Source organism: Pseudomonas sp. Marseille-P9899 (genome assembly GCF_903166565.1).
In the GTDB taxonomy this organism is placed as follows: Bacteria; Pseudomonadota; Gammaproteobacteria; order Pseudomonadales; family Pseudomonadaceae; genus Aquipseudomonas; species Aquipseudomonas huaxiensis.
Genome location: NZ_CAESCG010000006.1, coordinates 60,462 through 85,906, shown reverse-complemented (window position 1 = coordinate 85,906; position 25,445 = coordinate 60,462). Strand labels below are relative to the sequence as shown.

General features: G+C 64.3%; 18 protein-coding genes. 6 read left to right on the top strand and 12 right to left on the bottom strand.

Annotated features, from left to right (window positions below):
• Positions 1–143 precede the first annotated feature (143 nt).
• From HWV67_RS24800 to HWV67_RS24785, 4 genes are all read right to left on the bottom strand, one after another.
• Positions 144–1,256, bottom strand: coding sequence for a cytochrome-c peroxidase (locus HWV67_RS24800; protein WP_256680198.1), 1,113 nt, complete (start codon positions 1,254–1,256; stop codon positions 144–146).
• On the bottom strand, positions 1,253–4,069 hold the full coding sequence (locus HWV67_RS24795; RefSeq protein WP_175653172.1) for a TonB-dependent receptor: 2,817 nt from the start codon (positions 4,067–4,069) through the stop codon (positions 1,253–1,255). Before HWV67_RS24795 ends, HWV67_RS24800 begins: the two co-directional genes overlap by 4 nt.
• Before the next feature lie 131 nt (positions 4,070–4,200).
• On the bottom strand, positions 4,201–5,205 hold the full coding sequence (locus HWV67_RS24790; protein WP_175653171.1) for a FecR family protein: 1,005 nt from the start codon (positions 5,203–5,205) through the stop codon (positions 4,201–4,203).
• The gene (locus HWV67_RS24785; protein WP_175653170.1) at positions 5,198–5,704 is read right to left on the bottom strand and encodes a sigma-70 family RNA polymerase sigma factor; all 507 of its coding nucleotides are present in this window, start codon (positions 5,702–5,704) and stop codon (positions 5,198–5,200) included. The genes HWV67_RS24790 and HWV67_RS24785 overlap by 8 nt, the downstream gene beginning before the upstream one ends.
• 257 nt (positions 5,705–5,961) lie before the next feature.
• Here HWV67_RS24785 and HWV67_RS24780 point away from each other — a divergent pair, with 257 nt between their 5' ends.
• The 3 genes from HWV67_RS24780 to HWV67_RS24770 all read left to right on the top strand — a co-directional run bounded on the left by HWV67_RS24780 (position 5,962) and on the right by HWV67_RS24770 (position 9,942).
• Positions 5,962–6,462 (top strand): sigma-70 family RNA polymerase sigma factor, encoded by a 501-nt coding sequence (locus HWV67_RS24780; RefSeq protein ID WP_175653169.1) that lies wholly within the window; start codon positions 5,962–5,964, stop codon positions 6,460–6,462.
• Between the two features lie 4 nt (positions 6,463–6,466).
• Entirely contained in the window at positions 6,467–7,405 is a 939-nt protein-coding gene (locus HWV67_RS24775) for a FecR domain-containing protein (protein ID WP_175653168.1), read from the top strand.
• A gap of 104 nt (positions 7,406–7,509) precedes the next feature.
• Positions 7,510–9,942: a TonB-dependent siderophore receptor gene (locus HWV67_RS24770; protein ID WP_175653167.1), complete on the top strand. Its 2,433-nt coding sequence runs from the start codon at positions 7,510–7,512 to the stop codon at positions 9,940–9,942.
• A gap of 48 nt (positions 9,943–9,990) precedes the next feature.
• Here the strand turns inward: HWV67_RS24770 and HWV67_RS24765 are convergent, their stop codons facing one another.
• From HWV67_RS24765 to HWV67_RS24750, 4 genes are all read right to left on the bottom strand, one after another.
• On the bottom strand, positions 9,991–10,410 hold the full coding sequence (locus HWV67_RS24765) for a hypothetical protein (protein ID WP_175653166.1): 420 nt from the start codon (positions 10,408–10,410) through the stop codon (positions 9,991–9,993).
• A 160-nt stretch (positions 10,411–10,570) separates the two neighbouring features.
• Positions 10,571–10,990: a hypothetical protein gene (locus HWV67_RS24760; RefSeq protein WP_175653165.1), complete on the bottom strand. Its 420-nt coding sequence runs from the start codon at positions 10,988–10,990 to the stop codon at positions 10,571–10,573.
• Between the two features lie 604 nt (positions 10,991–11,594).
• Complete coding sequence (locus HWV67_RS24755; RefSeq protein ID WP_175653164.1) at positions 11,595–11,903, bottom strand: hypothetical protein; 309 nt, start codon at positions 11,901–11,903, stop codon at positions 11,595–11,597.
• 380 nt (positions 11,904–12,283) lie between these two features.
• On the bottom strand, positions 12,284–13,168 hold the full coding sequence (locus HWV67_RS24750) for a DMT family transporter (protein WP_175653163.1): 885 nt from the start codon (positions 13,166–13,168) through the stop codon (positions 12,284–12,286).
• A gap of 267 nt (positions 13,169–13,435) precedes the next feature.
• Between HWV67_RS24750 and HWV67_RS24745 the strand changes: the two genes are divergently transcribed.
• Positions 13,436–13,924, top strand: a complete 489-nt coding sequence (locus HWV67_RS24745) for a GNAT family N-acetyltransferase (protein WP_175653162.1) — start codon at positions 13,436–13,438, stop codon at positions 13,922–13,924.
• 39 nt (positions 13,925–13,963) lie between these two features.
• On the opposite strand, the gene HWV67_RS24740 is transcribed toward HWV67_RS24745, so the two are convergent.
• From HWV67_RS24740 to HWV67_RS24730, 3 genes are all read right to left on the bottom strand, one after another.
• Positions 13,964–14,248, bottom strand: coding sequence for a DUF6555 family protein (locus tag HWV67_RS24740; RefSeq protein ID WP_110972685.1), 285 nt, complete (start codon positions 14,246–14,248; stop codon positions 13,964–13,966).
• 81 nt (positions 14,249–14,329) lie between these two features.
• A complete protein-coding gene (locus tag HWV67_RS24735) occupies positions 14,330–14,803 on the bottom strand; it encodes a hemerythrin domain-containing protein (protein ID WP_175653161.1) in 474 nt (157 codons plus the stop codon).
• A gap of 209 nt (positions 14,804–15,012) precedes the next feature.
• Positions 15,013–15,405, bottom strand: a complete 393-nt coding sequence (locus HWV67_RS24730; protein WP_175653160.1) for an NUDIX hydrolase — start codon at positions 15,403–15,405, stop codon at positions 15,013–15,015.
• A 231-nt stretch (positions 15,406–15,636) separates the two neighbouring features.
• Between HWV67_RS24730 and HWV67_RS24725 the strand changes: the two genes are divergently transcribed.
• Together HWV67_RS24725 and HWV67_RS24720 are read left to right on the top strand one after the other, a co-directional pair.
• Positions 15,637–16,521 (top strand): LysR substrate-binding domain-containing protein, encoded by an 885-nt coding sequence (locus HWV67_RS24725; protein WP_175653159.1) that lies wholly within the window; start codon positions 15,637–15,639, stop codon positions 16,519–16,521.
• Between the two features lie 90 nt (positions 16,522–16,611).
• Complete coding sequence (locus HWV67_RS24720) at positions 16,612–17,538, top strand: AEC family transporter (protein ID WP_175653158.1); 927 nt, start codon at positions 16,612–16,614, stop codon at positions 17,536–17,538.
• Between the two features lie 96 nt (positions 17,539–17,634).
• On the opposite strand, the gene HWV67_RS24715 is transcribed toward HWV67_RS24720, so the two are convergent.
• Positions 17,635–25,185 (bottom strand): glycosyl hydrolase family 18 protein, encoded by a 7,551-nt coding sequence (locus HWV67_RS24715; RefSeq protein WP_175653157.1) that lies wholly within the window; start codon positions 25,183–25,185, stop codon positions 17,635–17,637.
• Between the last annotated feature and the right edge of the window lie 260 nt (positions 25,186–25,445).

Genomic DNA, 25,445 nt, shown 5'->3' with positions numbered 1-25,445 from the left:
GCTGCGAGGCCCGTGGGGTGGCGGTTTTGGACGAACGAGTGAGTTCAGGATTTAGGGAGGGGCGGGGGAGATTTTTTGTCTCGTTATGAGAAGGGCGCATCGCGAGCAAGCTCGCTCCTACAGGGAGAAGCGAGATTGCCGGGTTACAGGCTTTCCAGAAACGCGATCAGTGCTCGCTGTTGATCCCGGCTCAGATTCAACGGTTGCAGCCGTTCGCTGGTGCGGGGGAACAGCGGGTCATTCTTTTGCGCCCCGACCGGTTGCGGGTGGGGCATGCCGGTGTTGTAGAGGGCGACCGTCCCCGGCAGGTTGACGAACAGGCCGTTGTGCATCCAGGGCGCAGTCTTGTTCAGCAAGCGCAACGACGGGGTGCGGAAGGCGCCGACGTCGGCGAGGTCTTTGGTCACCCGGTAGCGCCCCAGGTCTTCGTATTTGCGCCCGTAATACGTCAGCCCGATGTTGTGAAAACGGTCGTCGCTCAGTGCCGGACCAAAGTGGCAGTTCATGCACCGCGCCTGGGTGCGGAACAAGTGCAAGCCGTGCAGTTGGGTGTCGCTCATGCGCTGCGGGCGGCCGCGCAGCAACTGTTCGAACGCGGTGTTGCGCACCGCGCTGACCAGCGTGCGCTGGTAAGTGGCCAGGGCCTGGGCGATCTGTTGCGCGGTGATGGGCCCGGCGGTTTCAAAGGTCTGGCGAAACAGTGCCGGGTATTCGCTGCCGGCATTCAGGCGGGTTAGCAACTCGGCGGTGGTGAAGGCCATTTCCACATGATCTTCCACCGGCATCAGCGCCTGGTCTTCGAGGCTGCTGGCGCGCCCATCCCAGAACGGGTGCGCGGTGAAACCGGCCATGACCACACTGGGCGCATTGCGCTTGCCGCTCTGGCGGTCGTGGCCGAAGGAGACGCGGCGACCATCGGCGAAGGCTTCGTCGGGTTCGTGGCACGAGGCGCAGGCGATCTGCCCGGAGCGGGACAGTTTCGGGTCATTGAACAGGCGCTGGCCCAAGGTGCTTTTGGCTTCGCTGAAGGGGTTGTCCGCTGGCGACGTTGCGCGCTCCGGCAGCGGGCCCATTTCTTGCCACTGCACGTCGGCGTCGATGCGCGGCGCGGGCCATTGGGCGATTGGCTGGCGGTACAACGCGGCGATGCATGCCTCAACCTCGGCAAGCGGCATGGCCGGGTTGGCGCAGGGCTCTTCGGCGCGGGCCGCGCCGCCCATCAGGAGCAGCGCGAGGAGCAGGCGTGCGCGGCTCAAAACCGGTAGCCCACTTCGACCATGAACTGCCGACCCACTTCGTAGTTGGCATAGTCATCGGCGTCGGTGTTGCTGACGATGGCCTTGTCCAGCAGGTTGGTCACGTCCAGATTGACGAAGACCGCTTGCTCATGGGCGGTGGGCAGCTCCCACGCCAGGCGGGTGTCCCAGCTGAGGGCGCCGGCATAGGCTTTCTCTTTCCACACGCGGGCGTCCTGGCCGTTGTAATCAACGATCGCGCCCGTTGCCGCCATGCGCCGGTAGCCATCCCGGTAACGCAGGAAGTTGGTCCAGTTGAGGTTGAACGCCGGAATCTCGGTGAGGGTGGTCAGGCGCGCGGTCCATGGCCGGTTGTAGTTGTCGGCGGGACGGTCCGAGTAGCGGATGAACTGGCCGTCGTACTGGATCATCGGATCGTCCACATAGGTCAGGCCGATGCTGGTGGTGTAGTCCGACAGCCCGGAGCTTTTCGTGTCGGTCCAGTCCAGCGCCACCTGGCCGCTGGTGCGGGTGCCCCAGAGGGCGAAGTCGCGTAGCGGAGTGACGGTCAGGGTCCAGGTCTCGGAGGTGCTTTTGCCGCCGTTGTAGTAGGTGAAGTAGTTGGCGGCGAGGGTCGAGGTATCGCTGCTCGGCTGGCCGATCTGCGAGCCCCAGGCCCGGGAAATCTGGTCGCGGCCCAGACGCTTGACGTACTTGAGGGCGAACTCGGTGTTCCACTGGATCTGGCTCAGGCCCAGGGTCAGCTCGTCGTCGTAGGGCACATCCAGTTGATTGAATTTCGCGCCGTTGGCCACCCGCGAGGTGTAGACCCAGTCCGCGGTCTGGCTGGCACGGCTGTAGTTGCGTTGCAGCGAGGCGACCCCGTCGCGCAGGCGGTAGGCGGAGAGGTTGCGCCCGTAGTAGCGGTTGGCGCCTGCGGTGAGGTGGGTCTGGTTGTCGCCGAAGACATCCAGGTCCGCTGCGAGGCGTGGGGCGAGGGTGGTCTGGTCCATGTAGTCGTCGCTGTCGAGGCGCACGCCCGGGCGGATTTTCAGTTGGCCCCAGCGCATTTCGTCCTGGACAAACAGCGCCCACGAGCGGGTCTCGAACTCGACCTTGCCCTGGGTGATGGTTTTGGTCTTGGCGTACTGGCCGGCCCAGCCATTGCTGGTTTTGCCGACGGAGCACAGCGGGTCGTTGCCGACGCAGGTGGCGGTGCTGGTCATGCCGGCGATGCCGTAGCTGGTGTAGGGCGTGGAGCGGTCGTAATAGGTCGAGCTGCTGGCCAGTTCCAGGCCGGTTTGCAGGCTGTGCTCCAGGCCGAGGGCATGAAAGGCGTTCCAGTCGGCTTTGAGTTTGTAGCCAAGGCTTTGCTGTTGCTGCTCGATGTCGCCGAACCCGCCTTCAGTGGCGGCGATGCTGTTGCTCCAGTTCTTGGTGGTCGAGGGGCGCCAAGCGATCAGGTAGTCGGAGTCGGAACTGCGGGAGTTTTCCAGGCGGCTCCAGCTCAGGTTCTGTTCGACCGTGGCCAACGAAGCGTTCCACACCAGCCGGGCGATGGCGCTGTCACCGCCGGCGGTGGTGTCGCGGCCGGAGTCCAGCGCGCTGGGGCCGTAGGTGCGTGCGGTTTCCGGGGCGTGGGTCAGGCTGACGTCCAGTGCCCAGTCCTGGTTGATCTGCCACACCGACTTGAGGAAGTAATTGTCGATGCGCCGGTTCTGCTCGTGCTCTTCGGTGGCCTGGGCGCTGGTCTGGCTCAGGGGGAAGGTGCGCGTGGGAATGGTGGAGTCCTTGCGCGAGAAGTTGGCGAGCAGGCCGACGTTGTCGGTCAGGTAGCCTTCCAGCGTGGCGCGGGTGATCAGCTTGTCGAATTCCGGCTGGTTGCTGTTGCCATAGCCGGCCTCGAAGTCGGCCACTTTCGGGTCGTTCTGGTCGATGTGATAGCGGGTCCATTCCGAGCGGGTCATCTGCACCGAGACCTTGCCGTGGAAATCGCGCGTCGGAGTGCGGGTGTTGGCCTCGACCACGCCGCCGTTGAAACCGCCGTAGGAAGCCGGCACGTTGCTGTCGTAGACCTTGATGTCCTGCAACAGGTCGGTGTCCACCGCCAGGCCCTGGCTGCGGCCTTCGACCTGGTCGTAGGTGTTCAGGGTCGAGCCGGGATCGATGTCGTTGTTCATGCTCATGCCGTCGAGCACGAACAGGTTCTGCCAGTAGCGCGCGCCGTTGATGCTGATGTTGGCCGGGCCGATTTCGCCGGGCGCCTTGCCGCCGAGTTGGGCGTCGTCGAACTGTACGCTGGGGTTGGTGCGCAGCAGGCTGGTGATATCGCCGTTGCCGGCGGGCATGGCCTTGATGAGCGTGCGATCTAGGGTGCGTTCGGACTGGTAGTCCACCGTCTGGCCGGCCACGCGGGTGCTGTCCAGTTGCAGCACATCGGCCGCTTCCCGGCGAAACACCGAGATGGCGTTTTCGCTGCTGTATTGCCAGGCCAGGCCGCTGTCCTTGAGCAGTTTGGTGAGCGCCTGTTCGACACTGAGCTGGCCGCTCACCGCTCGGTGGGAACGGCCTTGCAGCAGTGGGCTTTCGACGCTGACCTGCACGCCGGATTGCAGGGCGAACAGCATCAGGCCGTTACTCAGCGACCCCCCCGGAATGTTGAACGCATGGGCCCGTTGCGCCAAGGCTGCCCGGGAATCGCCGGCCGGTTCGTTGCGGGCTGTCTCGCCAGCGCCCTGGGCCAGGCATGGCAGGGCAACAAGCAGGGCAAGGATGCCTGAGCGGGACAACTGGAGCTGCGACGCGGTAGCGGAAAAACGCTTCGAACGGGCCATTGGAGTTACCTGAAAATTCAAGGTCAGATCCGCTAATGCGAATCCTTATCAGTCGATTTCGGGTTAACAACGAACGGCGTTTGCGGATTTCCAGAAATAGTCGAAAAAACTTCGACGCAGGCGTTTTGGGCTCAGTCGGCCTTGACCATCAGCAGGTAAGGGCTGGCGCTGGTCACCCGTGCGCCCAGTGGCGCGATGGCGGCTTCCAGGGCTTTTTTCGGCGAGCGCAGGTCAAGGGCGGCGGTGATGCGGCGCTCGCCCAGCGCCGCGTCGTTGAGCACGATCAGGCCCGGCTGGTACTGGCGCAGGCGGGCGACGACATCGCTCAGCGGCTGGTCGATGGCGAGCATCTGCCAGTGGCGCCAGGCGGCGATCTGTTCGACAGGCATTTGCAGCGACTGGACCGCGCCACCCTCACGGACGAAACGCAGGCCCTGACCCGGCTTCAACGGCTCGGTCGCGTTGGCCGGATGGCGTCGATCGGCGACCTTGACCGAACCTCGGGCCACGCTGACATCGATGCTGACCGGCGAAACTTCGACCGCGAAGGCGGTGCCCGTCACGGTCACGCTGACCGTTTCGGCATCGACCTCGAACGGCCGCTCGGGCTGGGATTTCACATCGAAAAACGCTTGGCCGCGCAGCAGGGTGACCTGGCGTTTGTCGGCGCTGAAGTGCACATCGATGGCGCTGTTGCTGTCCAGTTCGACCACGCTGCCGTCGGCCAGGGTAATTTCCCGGTGCTCGCCGGTGGGGCTGCGGTAGTCGGCGCCCAGGCCCTGCCAGTCGAGCAGGGCAACCACCAGCGCGCAGGCGGCCACGGCGGTGCCGATAGCGCCGCGCCGCCAGCCGCGCCGGCGTCGCGAAGGCAACTGCGCGGGGGCGGCCATCGTCGCGGGAGCGGCCGCAGGCAGGGGGCATTCGAAGTCCGGGTTGTTCATCACCGTGCCGCTCAGGCCCCAGACTTTCTCGGCCTTGCGGTAGGCGCGCTGATGTTCTGGCGCGGCGGTGAGCCAGGCGAGCAGGGCCTGTTGCAGGTCTGCGTCGTCGGGCAATTCCTGCACGCGGAACAGCCAGTCCAGCGCGGCTTCCCAGACCGGATCCTTGGCGCGGGCCTCTGGCGGCGTATCAGTCATCGCTCAAGTGCTCCGAGCAGAAAGTGAGCGCGTCACGAACGAGTTGGTGCGCGAGGCTGGTGGAAATGCCCAGACGTAGCGCGATGTCCTTGAAGGTCATGCCGTGCAGGCGGTGCATGACGAAGGCCTGGCGCGAACGTTCCGGCAGGCGTGCCAGAGCGTTCTCCACCTGCTGCAGTTCGTCGCTGTACAGGGCCTCGCATTCTGGCGAAGGATTTTCAGAAGGCAAGCCTTGCAGCTCGTCCTCGCTCGCCGGGTGGCGGTTCTCCAGGGTCAGTCGACGGTTCAGATCGAACGCCAGATTACGCACGATGCGGTAGAGATAACCCACCGGTTGCGGCAGCGGAATGCGGTCGGTGCTCGCCTCGTTGAAGCGCAGCCAGGCTTCCTGGACCACATCCTCGGCCTTGGCGCGGCAGCCCACGATCGGCGAGGCGTACTCGACGAGCGCCTGGCGATGGGAGAGGTAGAGTTCCAGTTTCTGACTGCGTTCGGGCACGACGACTTACGCTCGCAAACACATGGAGGGGAAAAGGGCGGGCGGGAATATAGCGGTATTGAGAAGCATTGCCAAATGATACTAAAGGCCATTTGTCAGGGTTCCGTGGGCATGAGGCGTGCCTGTGGGGGCTGGCCTGTCGGTGCGCCAGACTGCTGCGATGAGGCCCTGAAGGCCGCGCCCTTGCACCCGCCCCTTGTTATCCCCCCAGCTTTGCGCCAACAATGTAGAGAATCATTCTCATATCCTCGATCGCCATGTCCGCTCTCGACTCCTCCTCCTTGCATCAGCTTTACCAGGCACACAACGGCTGGCTGAAAACCTGGTTGCGCACGCGCCTGGGCAATGCCAGCGATGCCGCGGACCTCGCCCAGGACACCTTCGTCCGGGTGCTGGCGGCGCGCAATGTCGAGGCGATCCGCGAACCGCGGACTTACCTCAGTTCCATCGCCCGCGCCTTGATGATCGATCGTTTTCGCCGTCAGGCCGTGGAGCAGGCGTACCTAGATGTTCTGGCGCTGCGCCCGGAGGCGGTGGATATCTCGCCGGAAACCCGCCTGCTGATCATCGAAACCCTCACGGCGGTGGATACCATGCTCGATGGCCTGGGCGAGCGTACCCGCTCGATCTTCCTCGCCGTGCAACTGGAAGGCCTGAGCTATGTGACCGCTGCCGAGCGCTTCGGCGTGTCGGTGACCACGGTGAAGAAACACATGATCCGCGCGATCACCAATTGCCTGATGCTGGCGCAGGGCTGAGGTGATGCTCGATCGCAATGTGCTGGAAGCCGCCGCCACCTGGTACGTGCAACTGAGCGCGGCGCCGGCGGGTGACCGCGAGCGCGCTGCCTGGCAGGCATGGTTGGCGAAGGATGCCCGGCACGCCGAGGCCTGGGAGCAGGTGGAGCGCTTGCAGCGACAATTCGCCGTGTTGTCGCCGGACGTGGCGTTGCCTGCGCTGGCCGGCGTGCGGGCGCGGCGCCGCGCGGTGACCAAGGTGCTCGGTGTCTTGTTGGCTGCGGGCGCGACCGGAGCTGCGGTGTTCACCGTCGAGCCGCTGTCGTCGCGCATGGCCCAATACCGCACCGGCAAAGGCGAACGCCGCCATCTGCAATTGGCCGATGGCAGCCAGATGACGGTGAACACCGACAGCGCGGTGGACGTGAATTTCAGCAGCGCGTTGCGCGAAATCCGCCTGCACCGGGGCGAAGTGTTGCTCGAAACCGCCAGCGATCCAGCCCGCCGGCCGTTGCTGGTGCACACACCGGAAGGCAGTGTGCGCGCCCTCGGCACCCGCTTCAGCGTGTTCAGCCATGGCGGCCGCAGCGACGTGCGGGTGTTCGAGCACGCGGTGGAACTGCGTCCGTCCCTGGCGCCTTCCGCCGTGTTGCGACTGGACGCCGGCCAGCAGGCGGGCTTCGACCGCAACCGCACCGAAGCGGCCAGCGTTGTTCCCGTTGCCAGCGATGCCTGGACCAACGGCATGCTGATGACCCTCGACTGGCGGCTGGCCGACGTGGTGCGCGAGCTGGGGCGTTATCGCCCGGGCTACCTCGCGTGCGCCGAAGCGGTCGGCGATTTGCGCGTGACCGGCGCCTTCCGCCTCGACGACACCGACACCGTGCTGGCGAACCTCGCTGGCGCCTTGCCGATTCGGGTGCGCTACCTGACTCGTTACTGGGTGCGGATCGAGGCAGCGTGAAAAACTTTGCGGCGAAGGGTTGCCGATTTTCATTCTCATGCGGCCAAGCACTGAAGCGGCGATAACTGCCGCGTTTTTTGCCACGCCAACCGAAGGAAATCCGCATGTCCCGTCTTACGCTGCAAGCGGCGAGCCCCCTGGCTCGCGCCGTCCACCTGGCCTTGCTGGGCCTGGTCGTCAGTCTCTGTGTGATGCTGCCGGGCGTCGCGGTGGCGCAAGAACAGGTGGCGCGTTTCGATATCGCGCCGGGCCCGCTGGGCAGCGCGCTGGGGCAGTTCGCCAATCGCGCCGGGGTTACCTTGTCATTCGCCAGCGAGCAGACCGCCGGCCTGATGTCGCCGGGCCTGCGTGGCGAGTACAGCGTGGAAGATGGCCTGGCGCGCCTGCTCGAAGGCAGCGGTTTGCAGGTTCGCCGTGAAAGCAACGGCGGCTATCTGCTGATGCCCAAGGCCGCAGCGGGCGACACCGCGCTGGAACTGGCCGCCCTGAGCATTTCCGGCAAGGCGCCGGGCTCGACCACCGAGGGCTCCGGCTCCTACACCACCGAGTCGTCCAGCAGTTCGACGCGGCTGAACCTGTCGCTCAAGGAAACCCCGCAGTCGATCACCGTGCTGACCCGCCAGCGCCTCGAAGACCAGAAGCTCGACAACCTCACCGACGCCCTCGACGCAACAACCGGCATCACCGTGGTACGCGAGAGCCTGGGCGCCGACAGCACGACCTACCTGTCCCGCGGTTTCGCCATCCGCAACTTCGAGATCGACGGCGTGCCGACTTCGGCGAACATGGACAACTACACCCAGAACACCGCCCTGTACGACCGTGTGGAAGTGGTGCGCGGCGCCACCGGTTTGATCAGCGGCCTGGGCAACCCGTCGGCGACCATCAACCTGATCCGCAAGCGCCCGACCAGTGACCCTCAGGTGCTGCTCTCGGCCGAAGCCGGCAGTTGGGACCGCTATGGTCTGAGCGTGGACGTGGGCGGTGCACTGAACGACGCCGGCAACATTCGCGGTCGATTCGTCGCTGATCACAAGGACCAGCACGCCTGGATCGACCGCTTCAGCCAGGAGTTGTCGACCCTCTACGGCATCACCGAACTGGACCTGAGCGATTCGACCCTGCTGACGGTCGGCTTCAGCCACCAGGTCACCCACAGCAACGCACCGATGCGCACCGGTTTTCCGCTGTTCACCGGCGACGGCGGGATGACCGACTTCAAGCGCTCGTTCAACAGCTCGCCTGGCTGGTCCTACTACGATCGCCAGCAAAGCACCCTGTTTACTTCCATCGAACAACAGTTTGCCAACGGCTGGAGCGGCAAGGTCGAGTACAGCCACGCCCGTAACGACTACGACACCGTGGCCACCTACCTCTCGGGGGATGTCGAGCCGGACGGCAGCGGCGTGCTGTTGATGCCGACCCGCTGGCAGGCTGCGCCGACCCAGGACAACCTCGACGCCTATGCCACTGGAGCGTTCTCGCTGCTGGGCCGTGAACATGAGCTGATCACCGGCGTGACCCTGTCGCGTATCGAGGAGCGCGGTACAGCGAACTACGGCGGCTGGCTGCGGGCGAGTTCCGGTTATGCCGGCACCATCGACAACATCTACGCCTGGAACGGCAACTCACCCAAGCCGGTGTTCACCAAGCAGGGCGCCAGCGACATGACCGAAACCCAATACGCCGCCTACCTGACCTCGCGCTGGCACCTGACCGACGCCGCCAGCCTGATCCTCGGCGCGCGAGTGGTGGACTGGAACCGCGAAAACAAGAGCTGGCTGTACAGCACCGGTACCACCACCAGGACCGAGCGCACCGAAACCGGCATCGTCATTCCCTACGCCGGCTTCGTCTACGACCTGGACGACACCTGGACTGCCTACGCCAGCTACACGCAGATCTTCAACCCGCAGAACGCCAACATCCGCGACGTCAATGGCACGCCCCTCGATCCGCAGGAAGGCACCGGCTATGAAGTGGGCCTCAAGGCGGACTTCTTCGACAGCCGCCTGAACGCCAGCCTGGCGCTGTTCCGTGTCGAGCAGGACAACCTCGCCGTGGCCGACGGCGGTAATCTCCAGCCCAGCGGTTTCCAGGCCTACAAGGCCATCAGCGGCACTACCAGCGAAGGGGTTGAATTGGAAGTCAACGGCGAACTGGCCGAGGGTTGGCAGGTTACCGGCGGCTACTCGTACAGCGTCAGCTTCAATGACGAAGACGAGCGCATCGTCACCGAAATCCCGCGCAACAGCGTCAAGGTCTTCAGCACCTATCGGTTGCCGGGCGAGCTGGACAAATGGACCGTGGGGGGCGGAGTGAACTGGCAGAGCGAATCGGGTTATGCACTGAGCTACGCCACCACGCAGAGCAGCTACGCCGTGGCCAACCTGATGGCGCGCTACCAGATCACCCCGGCGCTGTCGGCGACGGTCAACGTCAACAACCTGTTCGACAAGGAATACCTGACCACCACGGCGGCCGGATTGTATGGCGCGCCGCGTAACTTCATGACGACGCTGCGCTATGCGTATTGAGTGAATGACGGCCTGCCGGGAGCAATGTGGCAGGCCGTGTGCTGACCGCTACTCCGAGTGGTCCGTGTCTTGCCCACCCAGAATATTGGCACGGCTGGTCGAGCTGCTGCCGTCGCTGTAGTCGGTGTCTTGCCCGCCCAGGATGTTCTCGCGGCTGGTCGAGCTTGTGCCGTCGCTGTAGTCGGTGTCTTGTCCGCCCAGGATGTTCTCGCGGCTGGTCGAGCTTGTGCCGTCGCTGTAGTCGGTGTCTTGTCCGCCGAGAATGTTCTCGCGGCTGGTTGAGCTTCGTCCGTCGCTGTAGTCGATGTCTTGTCCGCCCAGGATATTGGCGCGGCTGGTGGAGCTGGTACCGTCGCTGTACTCGCAGTCCTGCCCGCCCAGAATATTCGCCCGACAGGTGTCGGCGAACGCTTGGGACAAAGGCGAGGCGAGCAGCACTGCACTCAACAGCACAACCTTGAGTTTCATGGGTGTTTCCTTACGAGGGGCTCTGGATCAATGGGAGGTTTTCAGGACCGTGAGTGCCATGGGCGAGGGCTCTGTTTCTCGCTTCATGACCACGTTGCGCCGAGTGTATCGAGTGAATGACGGCCTGTCGGGAACAATGCGGCAGGCCGTGTGCTGACTGCTACTCCGAGTGGTCCGTGTCTTGTCCGCCAAAGATATTGGAACGGCTGATGGAACTGGTGCCGTCGCTGTTGGTGGTGTCTTGCCCGCCGTTGGTGTTTTCGCGGCTGGTTGAACGGCGTCCGTCGCTGTAATCGGTGTCTTGCCCGCCAAAGATGTTGGCGTGGCTGATGGAGGTGGTGCCGTCGCTGTTGGTGGTGTCCTGCCCGCCGGAGGCGTTTGCGCGGCTGGTTGAACGGCGTCCGTCGCTGTAATCGGTGTCGTGCCCGCCAAAGATGTTGGAGCGGCTTATGGAACTGGTGCCATCGCTGTATACACAGTCCTGTCCGCCAGAGGTGTTCGCCCGACAGGTGTCGGCGAACGCCTGGGACAAAGGCGAGGCGAGCAGGACTGCACTCAACAGCACAACCTTGAGTTTCATCGGTGTTTCCTTACGAGGGGCTCGTGATTTACGGGAGGTTTTCGGCCTCGCGCAGGTCATTGGCGAGGGCGCTGTCAGAGCGGAAGTGGCAGCTTGCTACTACAGACTGGGATGTCGGAAACAAGTTTCTGCGGGCGGGTTTTTTTTTGCTGGGGAGATGCGCTGCGGCTGTCGGCGCGAGCGTGTCGAAGCGCCGTGCAGGCGGCGCCCGACGCTACCGCTATTGACTCAACTTCCCGCCTGCTGCCGGGTCACGTCGCTGAACAAACAGGTGGCAGCTATACGCGGGTTGACAGACCGGAGCGAGACAACCCGGCGCGCACGAATGCGCCCCGCGTACAGCCGCCATAACACGATGCTCAGACGTAATACGCCGTGCAGGTGATATTGCCACTGAAGGATGTTCGCTGTCGGTCTGTCAAAGCCGGTCGTTGGGAGTCAACGACGGGGCAAAGACCAGGCAGTGATTTCCCAGTACGCAATCGCAGATAAGGCTCGGGAGTATGCTTCGGGAATTGCCTACAGGAAAGCCGAAGACTGTGAGGTTTTCGTTGCTGTATGCATCACCTTGCGCAGCGATGAGCCCGGTTTTGCCTGTCGCGGTTTATCGGCCGGCATCCCCTCGGCCAACCACCTGCTGCACTGACTCCAGAACCGCCTGCGCCGCTTCCAGCATGAACTGGGTGTTCCAGATCAATGGCTCGGCCCGGCAGTCGGCTTCTTCACCGGCGTGGTAATTGGACTCGGTCGCCGAGCGCAGCAACCTCGACAACTGTTGCAGGCCGTTTTCAACATCGGCATGGGGCCAGGCGACCATCTGCGGGATCTTCATGTCCACAGAGGCATTGGCAGGTGGCGGCTGGGTGGTTTGATACAGGAAGAGAATGGGTGGATCTGGAACGATCTTTTTCATGGCGTATACCTTGCAGTTGGAGCCGCCACGAATTCGCTGTCAAACAAAGGGGTGGCAGCCGTACGCGGGTTGACAGACCGAGGAAAGGTATCCCGGCGCGCACGAAGGCGCCCCACGTACAGCCGCCATAACACAGGTGTGATTGGCGCTGATGGAACCGAGCACTACGGTCTGTCAAAACCGGTCGTTGGGAGTCAACGACGGAGCAAGACTAGGCAGTGATTCCCCAGCACGCAATGGCAGATAAGGCGCGGGAGTATGCTTGGGAAATCACCTACGAGAAAGTCGGAAATTGCGCTCTTAACGCTGCGTCATGCATCACTGTTCGAAGGAAAAAGCCTTTGCCGCCGGGGCATTGGTTCTCGCTATCTGAATGCTCGTCAGCCGCGCTGCCTCCCAGCCAATGCCAGCCCCACCCCGCTCAACACCACCACCGATGCCCCCACCAACCGCAACGAAACCGGCTCACTCAACACCATCACCCCGCCCAGCGCAGCAATCACCGGCACGCTCAACTGCAGGGTCGCCGCCTGTTGCGCGCTGATCTGTTTGAGGACGCCGTACCACACGGCGTAGCCCGCGCCCGAGGCGAGGATGCCGGAGCCGAGGGCATAGAACAGGCCGGCGGAGCCGATCCGCAGATGCCCGGCGAACACCGCTGCCAGCGCCGGCACCAGCAGCAGTGGCAGGGCGCGGGTGAAGTTGCCGGCGGTGTCGCTCACCGGGTGGGTCGAGCCCTTGCCAAACAGCGAGTAGGCGCCCCACGCCATGCCTGAGACCACCATGGTCAGCGCGCTGACCGGCGCAGGGGCATTGGCGCCGGGCAGGAGCAGGGCAATCAGCCCGGCAAAGGCGATGAGCATGCCCAGCAGGACCCGCGGCGCGACACCGTCGCCCCGCAGCCAGGAGACCACGAACATGGTGATCTGCACCGCGCCGAACAGGATCAGCGCCCCAACGCCAGCGCCGAGTTGCACGTAGGCAATGGAAAACAGCCAGGCATACAGAAACAGCGCCAACGCGCCTTTCCAACTACCGCGCAGTGGTGTGCCGGGGTGGCGCAGCCTGACCAGCAGCAACAGGAAGGCCGCACCGCTGAGCAGGCGCACGGCGGTGAAGCTGTGCGGGTCGATGGCGTCGTTGACCAGGGCCAGGCGGCAGAAGATCGAATTGGCGGCGAAGGCCAGCAGGGCGAAAGCCGCAGGGCCGATCCAGTGGGTGGGGGCGGTGAGGGCTACAGCGTCCGTCGTCTTGTTGTTATTCATCTGAACGGGTCGGTCCTGTTGCATTGAATGCATCGAATGCCTGTTTGTCAGGCGCTTCGTGCAATTGATAGCGGACATTCGCGACGCTTACAAAGAAGTTTTTCTTCAATGGCCACAGCGCTTTCCTACCGATAGTGCTTTGGTCGCACGGGCGCGGGAGCGGTGCCAATGCCAGCAAATCTGTATGGCAGGCGGGTCGGGGATCTGTGTCTAACGCCCGAGGGCTCGCTGCGCGAGAATCGGTAACTCCGACCAAGGTACGACGCGATGAACGACATTCCCGCTGATCTCGACTTCTCTGGCTTCACCGTGCGCCGGCTTGAACCGGGTGATCGCGAGATGGTTTGCCGTCACCGCGAGGCGATGTTTCTCGAGGCCGGTGGCGATGCGCAGAACCTGCGGCGGATGACGGAGCACTTTCGGCCCTGGCTGGAACCACGCCTGGAGGACGGGCGCTATTACGGGTTCGTGCTGTTGGAAGGCGATGCGCCGGCGGCGGCGATCGGCTTGATGAGCATCGATTGGCCGCCGCATCCGGCGCACCCGGAGGTCGATCAGCGCGGGTATGTGCTCAATGTCTACGTCGAGCCTGAGTATCGGCGCCGTGGGCTGGCGTCGAAGTTGATGCGGCTGGGCGAGGCGGAGTTCACGCGGCGCGGGCTGGGGTTCGCGATTTTGCACGCCACCGAGGCGGGGCGGCCGGTGTATCAGGCGCTGGGCTGGGCGGGGACTGCGGAGATGGCGAAGGGCTTGTGATGAGGGCCGCGTTGCGGCCCTTCGCATGCGTTGCGCGGCTCAATCGGACTCGGCGAATTTCTTCGGGTCGACCGGCGTCGGTACGAATTCCTGGCCCTGGCCGGAAACCCGCCACCTGACATTGGCGATGCCATAGCGCTCGGCCATGGGCCGGCTGACTTTCTTGATCTTCTGCTGGCCAAAGCGCGGGATCACGCCGACCCCGGCATCGCAGCTCGCCCAGTGCCAGGCCTCGACGTTGTCCATGTGCTCAAGGCGGATGATGAATGAGCGCTGCTGTCCCTGAAGCTCGTAGTCGATGACGTACAGTTGCGGTCCTGCCATTGAAATCCCCTCCATTGTCTCTGCCCGTGAGCCAGGGGCTCACGGGGCATTTCAAGTTCGAATCCCTGCGAAGCGGGCGCTCTAGGCCGATGCCTGGCCGCGGAAGGCTTTTTTGTACTCGGCCTTCATCGCTTCCATCTGCGCACCCAGTTCATCCAGCTTCGCCTTGCCCAGCAGCTTGCGGGCCTGCGGGAACATCTCTTTTTCCTCTTCCTCGATATGGTGTTCGAGCAATTCCTTGACGACCTTCACCCGCCCGGAAAACTCCAGCGTGCCCGGGTCGGTCTGCTTCAGGTCGGGCAGCACCAGGGAGTCCACGGTGCGGTGCTCTTCCCTGGCTTCGTAGTACATGACGTCCTGTTCCTTGCCGCCCTCGGATTTGAACGCCGGGTAGAGGATTTCCTCTTCGAGCTGGGTGTGCAGGGTGATTTCCCGCTCCAGTTTGGCCAGCAGTTCGGTGCGTTTCTTGATACCGCGCTCAGTGGATTCGCTCAGCTCGGCCAGCAAGGCCTTGACCCGTTGGTGATCGCCTTCCAGCAAGTCGATGGCATTCATGTTTTTCTCCAGGCATAAGGCTCGCACCGGCGAGGGTGGCGTCGGTGCTGGGTTATCCCTGGGGGTATTGCGAAAGCCGTGCCGCTTTCGGCTGTGGACTTATCTATTGAAAATCATGGGGTTACAGATAGATGGCGAAATGCCGCGTCTGCAATTTGCATGACTGACCGTTTGGTCACCGTGCAAAGTGCAGCACTCGGCACGCTCGATCAGGCGGTCAAGGCGGGGAGTTGGCGGCTCATCAACGCGGAGGCTGTGGGGGTGAGCAGGGTGGCGGTCAGGGCATCGCGCCGGACCCATTTGCAGGCGACGATTTCGTTGTCGGCCACCGCGTCGGCGTAGTCGCCGAGCTGGGCGGTGAAGATGTGATGGAGGACGCCGTCCACTTCCAGGGTGCAAAGCTGCAACAGGCCGAGGCTGCGGATGGAGGTTTCCTCTTTCAACTCGCGGGCGGCGGCGTCGATGGGGTGTTCGCCGGACTCGATGGTGCCCCCGGGGAAGTTCCACTTGCCGCCTTTTTTGCGCACCAGCAGGACCCTGCCGCTGCGCAGGCAAATGATGGTGGCTCTGGCCTTGAGGCTTCTGCGGTTTTTCCCTGGCATTGGCGTGTCCCGTTTGGTGATTTTCCGGGACGGGATGCAACTCGCACGTCAAGCACAACCCGTCTTCTGTCGAGACTTTCATTGAGGATAGCGAGTTCAAATCAATCGACACGATTCTGAGCGACGTATTGCAGGCCGATTCGCGACAGCCGGTAGGACAAAGACGTGCAGCGCAGACGCATCGCCAGTGGATTGCTAACCTGTAGCGACTTTTCCCACGGACCTTTTCCCATGTCATTGCGTGCCCTGCGAACCCTGGTTGCCATCGCCCAGCACGGCTCGTTCGCCCGCGCCGCCGACGCGGTGCACCTCACGCAATCGGCGGTAAGCCTGCATATCCGTGGCCTGGAGGAAGAATTCAACGCGCCGCTGTTCGACCGCTCGCGGCGCTTGCCGGTGCTGACCGAGGCCGGTCACCTGGCGCTGGAGCGGGCGCGGGAAATCCTTGCGCTGTACGACAGCATCGCCGCCGAACTCGGCGAAGACGGCGAGTTGCGCGGGCGCCTGCGGGTGGGGGCGATTCACACCACGCTGGCCGGGCTCTTGCCCAAGGCCCTGGCCGCGCTCGGCGCCGAGCACCCGCATTTGCGGGTCAACGTCGCCTCGGGCATGTCGGCCGAACTGGCGACGCGGGTCGAGGCGGGCGAGCTGGACGCGGCGGTCACCACCGAGCCGGTCAAGCCACACCCGTATGGTCTGGTCAGCACGCCGTTGTACGAGGAAGGGTTCTGGATCATTGCGCCGCTGGCGTTGGCGCAGGTCGAGCCGCGGCGCTTGTTGCAGGAGCAGCCTTTCATTCGTTTCGATCGCCGGGCCTGGGCCGGGCGCACCATCGAGCGGGAGCTGCGCCGCTTGCGCCTGCGGGTGCGGACCACCATGGAACTGGACAGCCAGGAGGCGATTATCCAGATGGTCGCCAGCGGGCTGGGGGTGTCCATCGTGCCGTCGTCCCGGCGCAACCTGGAACGTCTTGGCCTGCTGGCCCTGATGCCGTTCGGTGAGCCGCAACGGACCCGCCAGGTGGTGTTGATCGAGCGCGAAGACCGGCCGAGGGGCCGGTTGGCGGCGGCTCTGGCCCAGGCGGTGCGCCGTCAGGCTGCGCTGACCGATGAGTAAAACTTGAGGATGGCTCAAGAATTCATCGTTTTTAATCAAGCATCCGGGTCTTTATCGTAGCGCTCATCCCTTGGTGCCCCGGAGTGCGCGATGACCCTTTCTCTGCTGTTGGCGTTGTTGCCCATCGCGTTGTTGATCGCCCTGGGTGCCTGGCTGCGCCATAGCCAGTTTCTCGCCGACGGCTTCTGGCCCCAGGCCGAGCGCCTGGGTTACTACGTGCTGCTGCCGGCGCTGTTTCTTCACGGCCTGTCCACGGCCAGGCTCGATGGCGTGCCGGTGCAAGGCATGGTGCTGGCGCTGGTGTCGTCCACGGTGTTGGTCGCGGCGTTGCTGGTGGCGTTGCGGCGTTGTTTCAGTGTCGATGACGCGGCGTTCACTTCGGTGTTCCAGGGCGGTGTGCGGTTCAACAATTACGTCGGCGTGTCGGCGGCGGCGGGCTTGTTCGGCGCGCAGGGTATCGCCCTGGCGGCGGTGGCCAACGCGGCTATCGTGCCGACCGTGAATATCCTCTGCGTGCTGGTGTTCGCCCGTTACGGCACGGCGGCTCGGCTGTCGTTGGGCGGGGTGGTGAAGCAACTGGCGTTGAACCCGCTGTTGATGGCCTGCGCCGGCGGCATCTTGTTGCATGTCACCGGGTTGGGTTTGCCGCTGGCGATCGAGCCGTTGCTGAAGACGCTGGGACAGGCATCGCTGCCGCTGGGTTTGCTCTGCGTGGGTGCGGCGCTGGACCTGCGTGCGGTGCGCAGTTGGCTGCGTCCGGTGGGGATGTCGTCGGTGGCCAAGTTCATGGTCATGCCGCTGATCACTCTCGCGGCCTGCCACCTGTTTGGCCTCAAGGGCGAGGCGGCGGTGGCTGCGCTGCTGTTCCAGGCGCTGCCGACCGCTTCGTCCTCCTACATCATGGCCCGGCAACTGGGCGGCGATGCGCCGCTGATGGCGGGGATCATCGCCGGGCAGACGTTGCTGGCTGCGCTGGCGTTGCCGTTGGCGGTGAGTGTGTTGTTGCCGTGGATCTGAGCGGAGAATTCCCAAGTGCCCCGCCCAGCGTTGACCGGGCGGGGTTCATGGCGTGTTTGTGAGGGTTTTGGGGCCGCGGCGCGGCCCCACATCGGCTTAACCGACCGGCGTCAGGACCGCAGCCTCCTTGATCCAGATCCCTTCGAGCCAGACATCCTGGTTCTCGACCACCGCGCCGAAGCCCAACCTCGCCAGGCGCTCCTCCCCGGTCGCACCCGCCAGGTCCAGTTGCACGAAGCCCTCGGCGTCGAGATCGACCCGCTGCACGCGGGTCTGTCCTGAGCTATCGGTGCAGGTCAGGTCGAAACAACCACTGCCCGCCAGGGTCAGCCGGCAACCTTGCCGCAGTACGATGCCGGCATTCATCTCGATGCCAAGTCCGTCGCGCAGCCGGGCATAGCTCAAGCGCCACAGGCCGTCTTCCTCGACGATGCCCTGGGCACGCAAGACGTCGCCCAGGTCGTCTCCGGCCAGATCTTCGCGCAGGTTTTTCACCTGTCGATCCAGCATATCCAGTTGCGCCAGCAGGCTTTCGCGCAGGCTGGGCAACTCATCGTCACCGGCCGGGCTGGCGACGAGTGCCGTGAGCGTGCTCTCGACCAGCGCGTCTGCCTGTCGGGACAACTGGTCGGTATAGGCGGCCAGCAGCGCGAACGGTGGCGATAGCTGATCCTTGCCCAGCACCGTCAACCCGGCCTGGACTTGCAGGTAGGCCAGCACGCTGTGGCTGTTCCAGCACAGCGCCAGCACCTGCTCGATCTGCTGCGCGCTGGCCCCGGCCAGGCCGAGGAACAACGCCAAGTGCGAGACCGCCATATCGAGCTGCTTCAGCTCGGTCGAGCAGTCCTGCGGGATGCGCCGGTTGTAGGCGGCGATCCACTGTTGCTGGACTTGCCGGCAGTCTTCGCCGAGGGCGACGAACAAGCCGTTGTCGTGCTGCAACGAGACCACCGAGAGCACGCGCTCGTCCTGCAGGCTGATCGACACGATGGGCACCTCGTCGCCGGCGTAGCGCATGACCAGCGTCCGCGTCGAAGGTCCCCCTTGCAGGTGCAGTTCGCAGACATTCAGGGCATGGCCGAGGGCGAGCGCGCGACACAGTTTCTGCAGGCGCCAGTTACCCGCCGGCGCATCGAACCAGGCCTGCAAGGTGGCAATATCCTGGTCATGGCGCTGCGGCTGGTCGGTCTCAAGCGTATCCAGCGCCAGGTCAGTGAGGGCCAGGCGCGGGAAACGGTCGAACATCAGCGGCAGCAAGGTTGGCGTGTCGGTCAGTTGCAGCGAGGGCAGGCGCAGCGTCTGGCCGAATTCGCGTACCGTCACCTCGCGGCTGGCATGCAGCAGCGCCAGCGCGCACTCCAGGTAGTTATCGAGCAGGCCCGAGAAGAACGCCTTGTCCTGCAGCAGCCCTTGCAGGAACTGCCGCGCCCTCGCCACCGGCGCGTCCACCAACTCCACCACCGAGGTCATGACGCTCAACGGATTGTCCAGCCAGCCCGCGTACCAGCCTTGCAGGTGCAGGAAGCGCCGGGTCAGGGGAAACGCCACTGCCGTCGAGTTCCATACCCTGCTGGAACGGTCCTGGGTGTCGGTGCCCTGGGAGGCGTAGTAGAAGGCGAAGCACTCGGCGAAGTGGTCGGTGGCCATGGCCCGGGTCGCCCGCATCACCTCGCTGTTGTCGAAGCTTGTGAAGCACAGGTCGGCCAGCGGCCGGGTGATGCCGCCGGCCAGCAGCTTGTTGCGGATGCCGCTTTCCAGGCGGTCACGCATTTCCCGCAGACGCACCGGATCGTCTTGCAGGGCGAGCAATGCCGACGTCTTGCCGCGCTCGCGCTCGGCGTTGTCGATCGTCACATCGATTTCATCCAGATCGGCCAGCAACTGCGTGCTCATCAGCGCGTTGAGGCCTTGCAGGTCGACCTTGAAGCCCTGGCTGGCCATGTCCATGCGGTTGACCAGGTCATCGTGGTTCCAGACGATGCTGGCCAGCACCTGCTGGGTCGACTCGCGGATCTCCCGGCGGGTCATGCGCAGGCCGCTGGCCAGCGCCGCGTCGAGGTGCTCCAGTTGGCGGGTCAGGGACACGGCCATGTCGTCCATTTGGCGCTGCACGCTATCGAAGCGGGCATCGACCTGATGGTTGAACACGCTCATCTGCCAGGTCAGGCTCTGGTTCATGTTCTGCAGCTGTTCCATGACCTGGTCGAAGCGCTGGTTCATCACCTCGTAGACCTGGGTGATCTGCTCGGAGATGGCCTTGGCCGCCTCCAGGTAAGGGTCTGGCTGCGGGTTGAACATGCCGAAGATGCTGACCGCCAGGCTTGCCACCGCCGTCACCACGCCGAACACGCCCATCGCTCCGCCCGAGGAGAGGGCGGTCGTGATCGACTTGACCGCATCCACCGCGACGATGGCGATATTGACCGTCAGGTCGATGTAGTCCAGTACCTTGCTGACGATCTCGCCGGCATCGGAATTGCCGAGCAGCTTGCTGCTCAGCAGGCGGGTGAATTTGCTCAGTGCCTGCACGCCCTGAAGGACTTCGCGGGTGTTGTCCAGGGTGCTGTTGAGCTGTTTCAGCGACGCCTTGCGCTTGGCCAGGGCTTCCATGCGCGGGTCGGCATTGACCTCGGTGGTGCGCTGCTCCTGCATGCGCTTGACGTCCTTGCGATCTTTGTCGATGGTCGTCTTCAGATCCCCGATGTCTCGCTCTCTCTCTGTCGTCCATTCATCGGTGCAATGCTTCCTCTCTGCGTCGGACAGGTCGGGCTTAGGGTTCACCGGCATGCCTTTCGACACCGCGAACGCGTACCTATCCTTTTCATCCTCGATCCCGCGTATCTGGTCCAGATCGTTGCTAAGGCCATTGAGCTTTTGGTTGTTGGTGTTTATCTGGCCCTTTGCGTTGCGGATCTTCTCGGTGAGCGGGTGTGCGTCCTCGACCTTGGCCTGGGTGGCGTTCACCAACTCGGTGAAGTAGTCCTTGCCGGGCTTGGACTTCTCCGCCATTGCCGCACTGGCGGCCCTGATCTTGGCGATGTAGGTGCGGTGGTCGCCCAGGCTTGGCGCACTTGCGCCCGGAGTGCTCTGCTGCGCAGGAAGACTGCCGGCGCCGTGTCCCGGCAGTTGCCAGGCACTGCCGATGCTGGGTTGCTCGGCTGGAAGCCCCGAGAGCTCGGTGAACGCCCTGCTGGCGGGCGGATCGAAGGCCCAGTTGACCCAGGCCAGCGGTTGCCCCAGTGAATCCTGTTGTGGCGCCCAGGGAGCATCGGCATAGCGGGCGAGAAAATCGGCGGCCTGGGTCTGGGTCATGAGCGGCTGCACGGTCGCCACCAGCAACTCGCGCATGGCCCGATGGGCGCTGTCGACGGCATCGTCGGGTATGTCGGCGTCAGTCTGTTGCGCCTGCCCGGTCGTGAGTGCGCCGACCACGCCCGCCAGGGTCGGGCTCCACAGCGTCAGTTGTGCGACCATCCGCGCTGTCGCCCGCGGGTAGAGGGTCAGGAAGTTCCTGGTCGCCGCCGGCAGGTCTGCGGCGCTCACATCGGCCTTGATCGTCAGCAGGTCGCCAGGTTGCGGCGCAGCCAGTTCGGCGAACTGTTCCAGCAGTTGCTTGCGCTGCAGCGCCAGCAGTGGCTGTTCCAGTGCCTGATCGAGGATGCCTTGCAGTACCTCGACGCCCCGCGCGTAGACAGCCTCGCCATAGTGCCCCTCACCGCCTAGGTCCGGCTTGACCCGGCGGCTGGCGTTCTGCACCGCGTCCAGCGCGGCAGGGTCGGCCTCGCCCAACTGTTGAACCACGGCCTGGCGCAGGCTCGCTTCGTCGGCAAAGCTGCGCCCGTGCAGGGGCTCGACCGCCGCAACGGCCCGTGGACACTCTTGGCGCAGCTCAGTCAGGCAGTCATCGTCGATCTCGAAGTGCGACAGCAGGTTCTGTAGTTGCCTGGCGAGGTCCGGCACCAGCAGATACAGGCCGATCGCCATGCGCCCGGTCAGCAACGGGTAGCCCAGCAGCAGGTCATGCCAGTCGCCCGGCAGTTGGGTCAGGTCGAAGCCGGGTTTGAGCCGTGCCACGCGGTTTTCCGCCGGTAGGGCGGCAATCAGCGACGGCGGCAGCAACTCGGCGAACAGCTCGGCGTCGAGTAGTTGGCCGTGGCTGTTGGCGTGCTCCGTCTGCCACAGCGGCGCACCGGCGCTGAGCAGCATCGCCGTGGCCCTGGGCCGTTTGGCGCGCATGGCCTCGGCCAGCACGGTCTTGTCGCTGCCGGGCTGCCACAGGTCGACGGGTGCGCCGCTGGCCAGCATCTGTTCCAGGCTGTCGGTGTGCGTGCCCTTGGCCAGCCAGTGCAGGGCGGTCAGGCCGTCCTTGTCGGTGACTTGCCAGGGCGTGCTGCGCGTTGCCTGCACCTGCGGCCAGCAGGGGAAGTCCAGGCGTTGCAGGCGTTGCCCTTGTGCCACCAGCAGGCTGCCGTCATTTTGCAGGGCCAGCGCGGAGGCTCCCGGCAGGGTCAATTGCTGGATCACCTCGTAGTTCTGCTTGCTCGGGTTGGCCTGCCACAGCATCAGCCGCTCGCGATCGAGCGAGGCAAAGCCGCCGTTGGGCAGGACGCGCATGTCCAGCCATTCGCGGGGGCCGCCGCTCCAGGACAGGGCGGTGACCTCCAGGCGCTGGAGCTGACCGTCCTGACGCAGCACCTGCCAGAGTTGCAGCGCGCCGCTGTTCAGCCAGGCCAGCAGGCGGCCGTCTGGCAACAACTGGAGCTGGCGCGGTGCCGCGAGGGTTGTGGCCAGGCTCAAGGGGCGCAGTCCAGCGGCATCGTCCTGCCAGAGAAACGCCTCGCCATCGTTGCTGACCAGCAGCAATTGACCGCTGGCCAGGGGCGCGAGCGCGACCAGTTGCGCCGGGTGCGCGACCCGGTGGGTTTGCCGGAAACCTGCGGCGTCGAAGCTCCAGACCAACAAGGCTTGCCCCTGTACCGCCGCGACCCGGTTCGGGCCGGCGCTGACCAGGTCCTGGATGCCGCTGGCCAACTCCGCCTCCACTTGGCACTGGCCTTCCCGAAGATGCAGGACCAGCACGACGCCGTCGCTACGACGCAGCAGCAGGCGGCCATCGGTCAACGGCAGCGCGGTGCAGGGCCCGTTTGGCGCTTCGCCAAAGGACAGGGTGCGCTGGATTTCGAAGCCCTGTCCTCGGGAGATCAGCAGGCGCAGGCTGTCGGCACCGATGGCGGCGATGCCCCCGCCTGGCAGTGTGGCCAGGGTCTGGATCGGTCTGCCGCCCAGATCCTGCGCCTGGATGGCGGGTTGCGCCGCGTACTCCAGCACCTGACTGGAGAGAATCGGCGCCAGCACCGGCTCGTTCGCACGGGCGGCAACCAGCCACGGATCCTGCTCGTCTTCGCGCAGCCGAGCGGTGGCCGGGTGGCTCTGGCGCAGTTCATCCGAGACCGCTGCGATCAGCGAGTCCTTGTGGTTGATCGGCAGGTCGTCGGACAGGTCCCAGATCATCACGCCGCCCAACTGCTCCTCCAGGACCCGGCGGACTTTCTCGCGCAACGAGCGCGGATCGTCGTAGGTCAGCAGCACACCGCTGAGGCTGCTGTAGGCATAGGGCGCACGGGCGATCGGGTCTAGGGTGCTGACGAATTTCAGGCCAGGCCAGCCAAGCGCCGGGGTGTTACCGTCGGCGGCACGGTAGCCACCGGCTTCGCGCATGGCGACGATCTCGCGATACAACGGCTCTCCAGGTTCCGCCCGTCCCCGCACCTCGCAGCGCAGACCCTGGTTGACATCATCGACCCCGGCGACCTGGACCGCCCGGCCATAGCCGGCCAGGCCCAGGGTCAACTGGCGCCGTGTCAGACAACTGCGTGCCACCATTTGCAGGAAGATCCGCAGCGTTTCGTTGACACAGAACGTGGGGCTGATGCCTGGCTCGACCGGATGCCCGGCAGCCGAGTCCGGTGTGTCCATTGGCGCGTTGAACCAGGACAGGTCCGACCAGCTCCCGTGGTAGTCGTAGCTCATCACGTTGACGTGATCGACCAGGTCGCCAATGCGTCGCCACTGTTGCTCGTTCAATTTGCTGATGCTGCCCGATCCGCCGGGCGCGGCGATAGCCAACTGTTTGTTGCCAAGGGTCTTGTGCAGGTCTTCAAGCAGGGCCACGTAACCGTCGCCGTCCTCGACGTCCGGATACTCCCAGTCCACCTCGAAGCCATCCACGCCAAGGGTCTCGATGGCCGTGGCCGCCGATTGTGCCAGGCGTTCGCGCTGGGCCGGGTTGCGGGAAATCTGCCGGAAGCGGTTGGCGAACGGCGCGATGTCCCGCCGCGCGTCGAAGGCCCTGCCCAGCAGCGACATCAGTTCCAGATCGATATCGAGGGTCGGGAGGTTGGGCTCGCTTTTGGCGAGATCGATGATTCGATAGTGCAAGGACTCGCCATGCTTCACCAGCCAGGTATACAACCCGGCGACGTATGCCTCGTCGTCGAACAGGCGCTGCGGATCCCGGTCTAGGTAGGCATAGGGCCGGGGTTCACTTTCCAGGCGCAGGGTCTGGACCCTGCCATAACCAGGGGAGCCGGCGGGCGGGCTGTAGTGGACCTCCCAGCGGGGCTGCGAATTCAGCTGGACGATCATGAAACTGCCTTCCGTAACGGGAACCTCGCTCGGAAAGCTCGCGGTGGTGTTGGAGAAGACCATCGGGCTCTTCGGCCAGCCACCGACGATCAGCGAGATCTGCAGGTCGGGGTTGAGCTGCTTGAGGAACTGCAGCGCGGCCACCTGGAAGTTGTCGGACCATTCATCGCTGCTGCACAGGCTGCCGTCGTCCCGCACGCTCATCATGCCGTAGGAAAGGCAATTGATATGCTCGAGCGGGATATCGGTAACGAAGTAGTCGCGCTGATACATGAAGTAGTTGGCGTAGTAGCCGACGAAGCGCCGGGACAGGTCCGCCGAGCGGGTCTTGCCCGCCATGCTGCGGTCCAGCACCCGGGGCTGGCCTTCTTCCTTTTGCAGGATCAGTTGCTCCAGCGGCACCTCGAGCACGGGCATCCCTTTATTTCTCGCCTGGGCAAGGCTGAAACCCTTCAGGCCGGTGGTGTCGAGATCATGCTGCACGAAGACCCTGGGCAGGTACTGCACGCCGCTGAGGGGCGTGCGCAGTGGCAATCCATAGAAGGAGTTGGCGTAGGACAGGTCTTGCTGCTGGTAGGGGCCGATTTCCAGGGCTACGTCGTAGTTCCAGGTCAGCAGGTAATGGTCGTCCTTGTCCTCGCGCATGCTGCGCGTCTGGCTCAGCGAGCCCCAGGGGCAGAAGTAGTCGTTGTACAGCGTCTCCACGTCGAGCACTTTCTCCCAGAGATCAATGCTGGAGCCGGCCTGGACCAGAGACTGGAGGTAGGCGATCTTGTCCGCCTTACTGGCCTCGTCGAGGATCGATGCACCTTTGTCGAAGCGCCACTTGATCGTGTCTTCGTTGAGGTTGCGCGGTGTGCCCACGCCGACGAAGACGTTGGTTCGCAACTGCAACTGCCTGATCTTGATCGTCGATTTGCTGTTGTTGTACAGGTACAGGGTGTCGACGCCTTTGTGCTTCTCGAAGAGGAACTGCAATCCCTCATTGGTTTTTTCTTGCATGTCATGCTCCTGCGGCCATGGTTCCCAGGCCATCAAAGGTCGCGCCCCGACGACGTTCGAAGGGGCTAGTCAGAAAGCGAAAAGCAAAAGACAGGACGTCTGGAGGGAATCAGGGAGACCAGGGGAAAGAGGTTCCCGAGGGTTCAGGGCGAGGCATGCGTGAACACTCCTTGTTCCAGGCAGTACGTAGAGGGGTCCGAACGACCCGGCGATAAAGGTAGCAAAATGTGATGTGGTTCACAAAATAGAGAGGCAAAAAA

Coding starts and splice junctions, on each gene's coding strand:
- HWV67_RS24765 (WP_175653166.1), bottom strand. CDS start 10,410: ATGAAACTCAAGGTTGTGCTGTTGAGTGCAGTGCTGCTCGCCTCGCCT.
- HWV67_RS24725 (WP_175653159.1), top strand. CDS start 15,637: ATGTCATTGCGTGCCCTGCGAACCCTGGTTGCCATCGCCCAGCACGGC.
- HWV67_RS24720 (WP_175653158.1), top strand. CDS start 16,612: ATGACCCTTTCTCTGCTGTTGGCGTTGTTGCCCATCGCGTTGTTGATC.
- HWV67_RS24790 (WP_175653171.1), bottom strand. CDS start 5,205: ATGACTGATACGCCGCCAGAGGCCCGCGCCAAGGATCCGGTCTGGGAA.
- HWV67_RS24740 (WP_110972685.1), bottom strand. CDS start 14,248: ATGGCAGGACCGCAACTGTACGTCATCGACTACGAGCTTCAGGGACAG.
- HWV67_RS24715 (WP_175653157.1), bottom strand. CDS start 25,185: ATGCAAGAAAAAACCAATGAGGGATTGCAGTTCCTCTTCGAGAAGCAC.
- HWV67_RS24745 (WP_175653162.1), top strand. CDS start 13,436: ATGAACGACATTCCCGCTGATCTCGACTTCTCTGGCTTCACCGTGCGC.
- HWV67_RS24755 (WP_175653164.1), bottom strand. CDS start 11,903: ATGAAAAAGATCGTTCCAGATCCACCCATTCTCTTCCTGTATCAAACC.
- HWV67_RS24780 (WP_175653169.1), top strand. CDS start 5,962: ATGTCCGCTCTCGACTCCTCCTCCTTGCATCAGCTTTACCAGGCACAC.
- HWV67_RS24795 (WP_175653172.1), bottom strand. CDS start 4,069: ATGGCCCGTTCGAAGCGTTTTTCCGCTACCGCGTCGCAGCTCCAGTTG.
- HWV67_RS24760 (WP_175653165.1), bottom strand. CDS start 10,990: ATGAAACTCAAGGTTGTGCTGTTGAGTGCAGTCCTGCTCGCCTCGCCT.
- HWV67_RS24730 (WP_175653160.1), bottom strand. CDS start 15,405: ATGCCAGGGAAAAACCGCAGAAGCCTCAAGGCCAGAGCCACCATCATT.
- HWV67_RS24775 (WP_175653168.1), top strand. CDS start 6,467: ATGCTCGATCGCAATGTGCTGGAAGCCGCCGCCACCTGGTACGTGCAA.
- HWV67_RS24750 (WP_175653163.1), bottom strand. CDS start 13,168: ATGAATAACAACAAGACGACGGACGCTGTAGCCCTCACCGCCCCCACC.
- HWV67_RS24735 (WP_175653161.1), bottom strand. CDS start 14,803: ATGAATGCCATCGACTTGCTGGAAGGCGATCACCAACGGGTCAAGGCC.
- HWV67_RS24770 (WP_175653167.1), top strand. CDS start 7,510: ATGTCCCGTCTTACGCTGCAAGCGGCGAGCCCCCTGGCTCGCGCCGTC.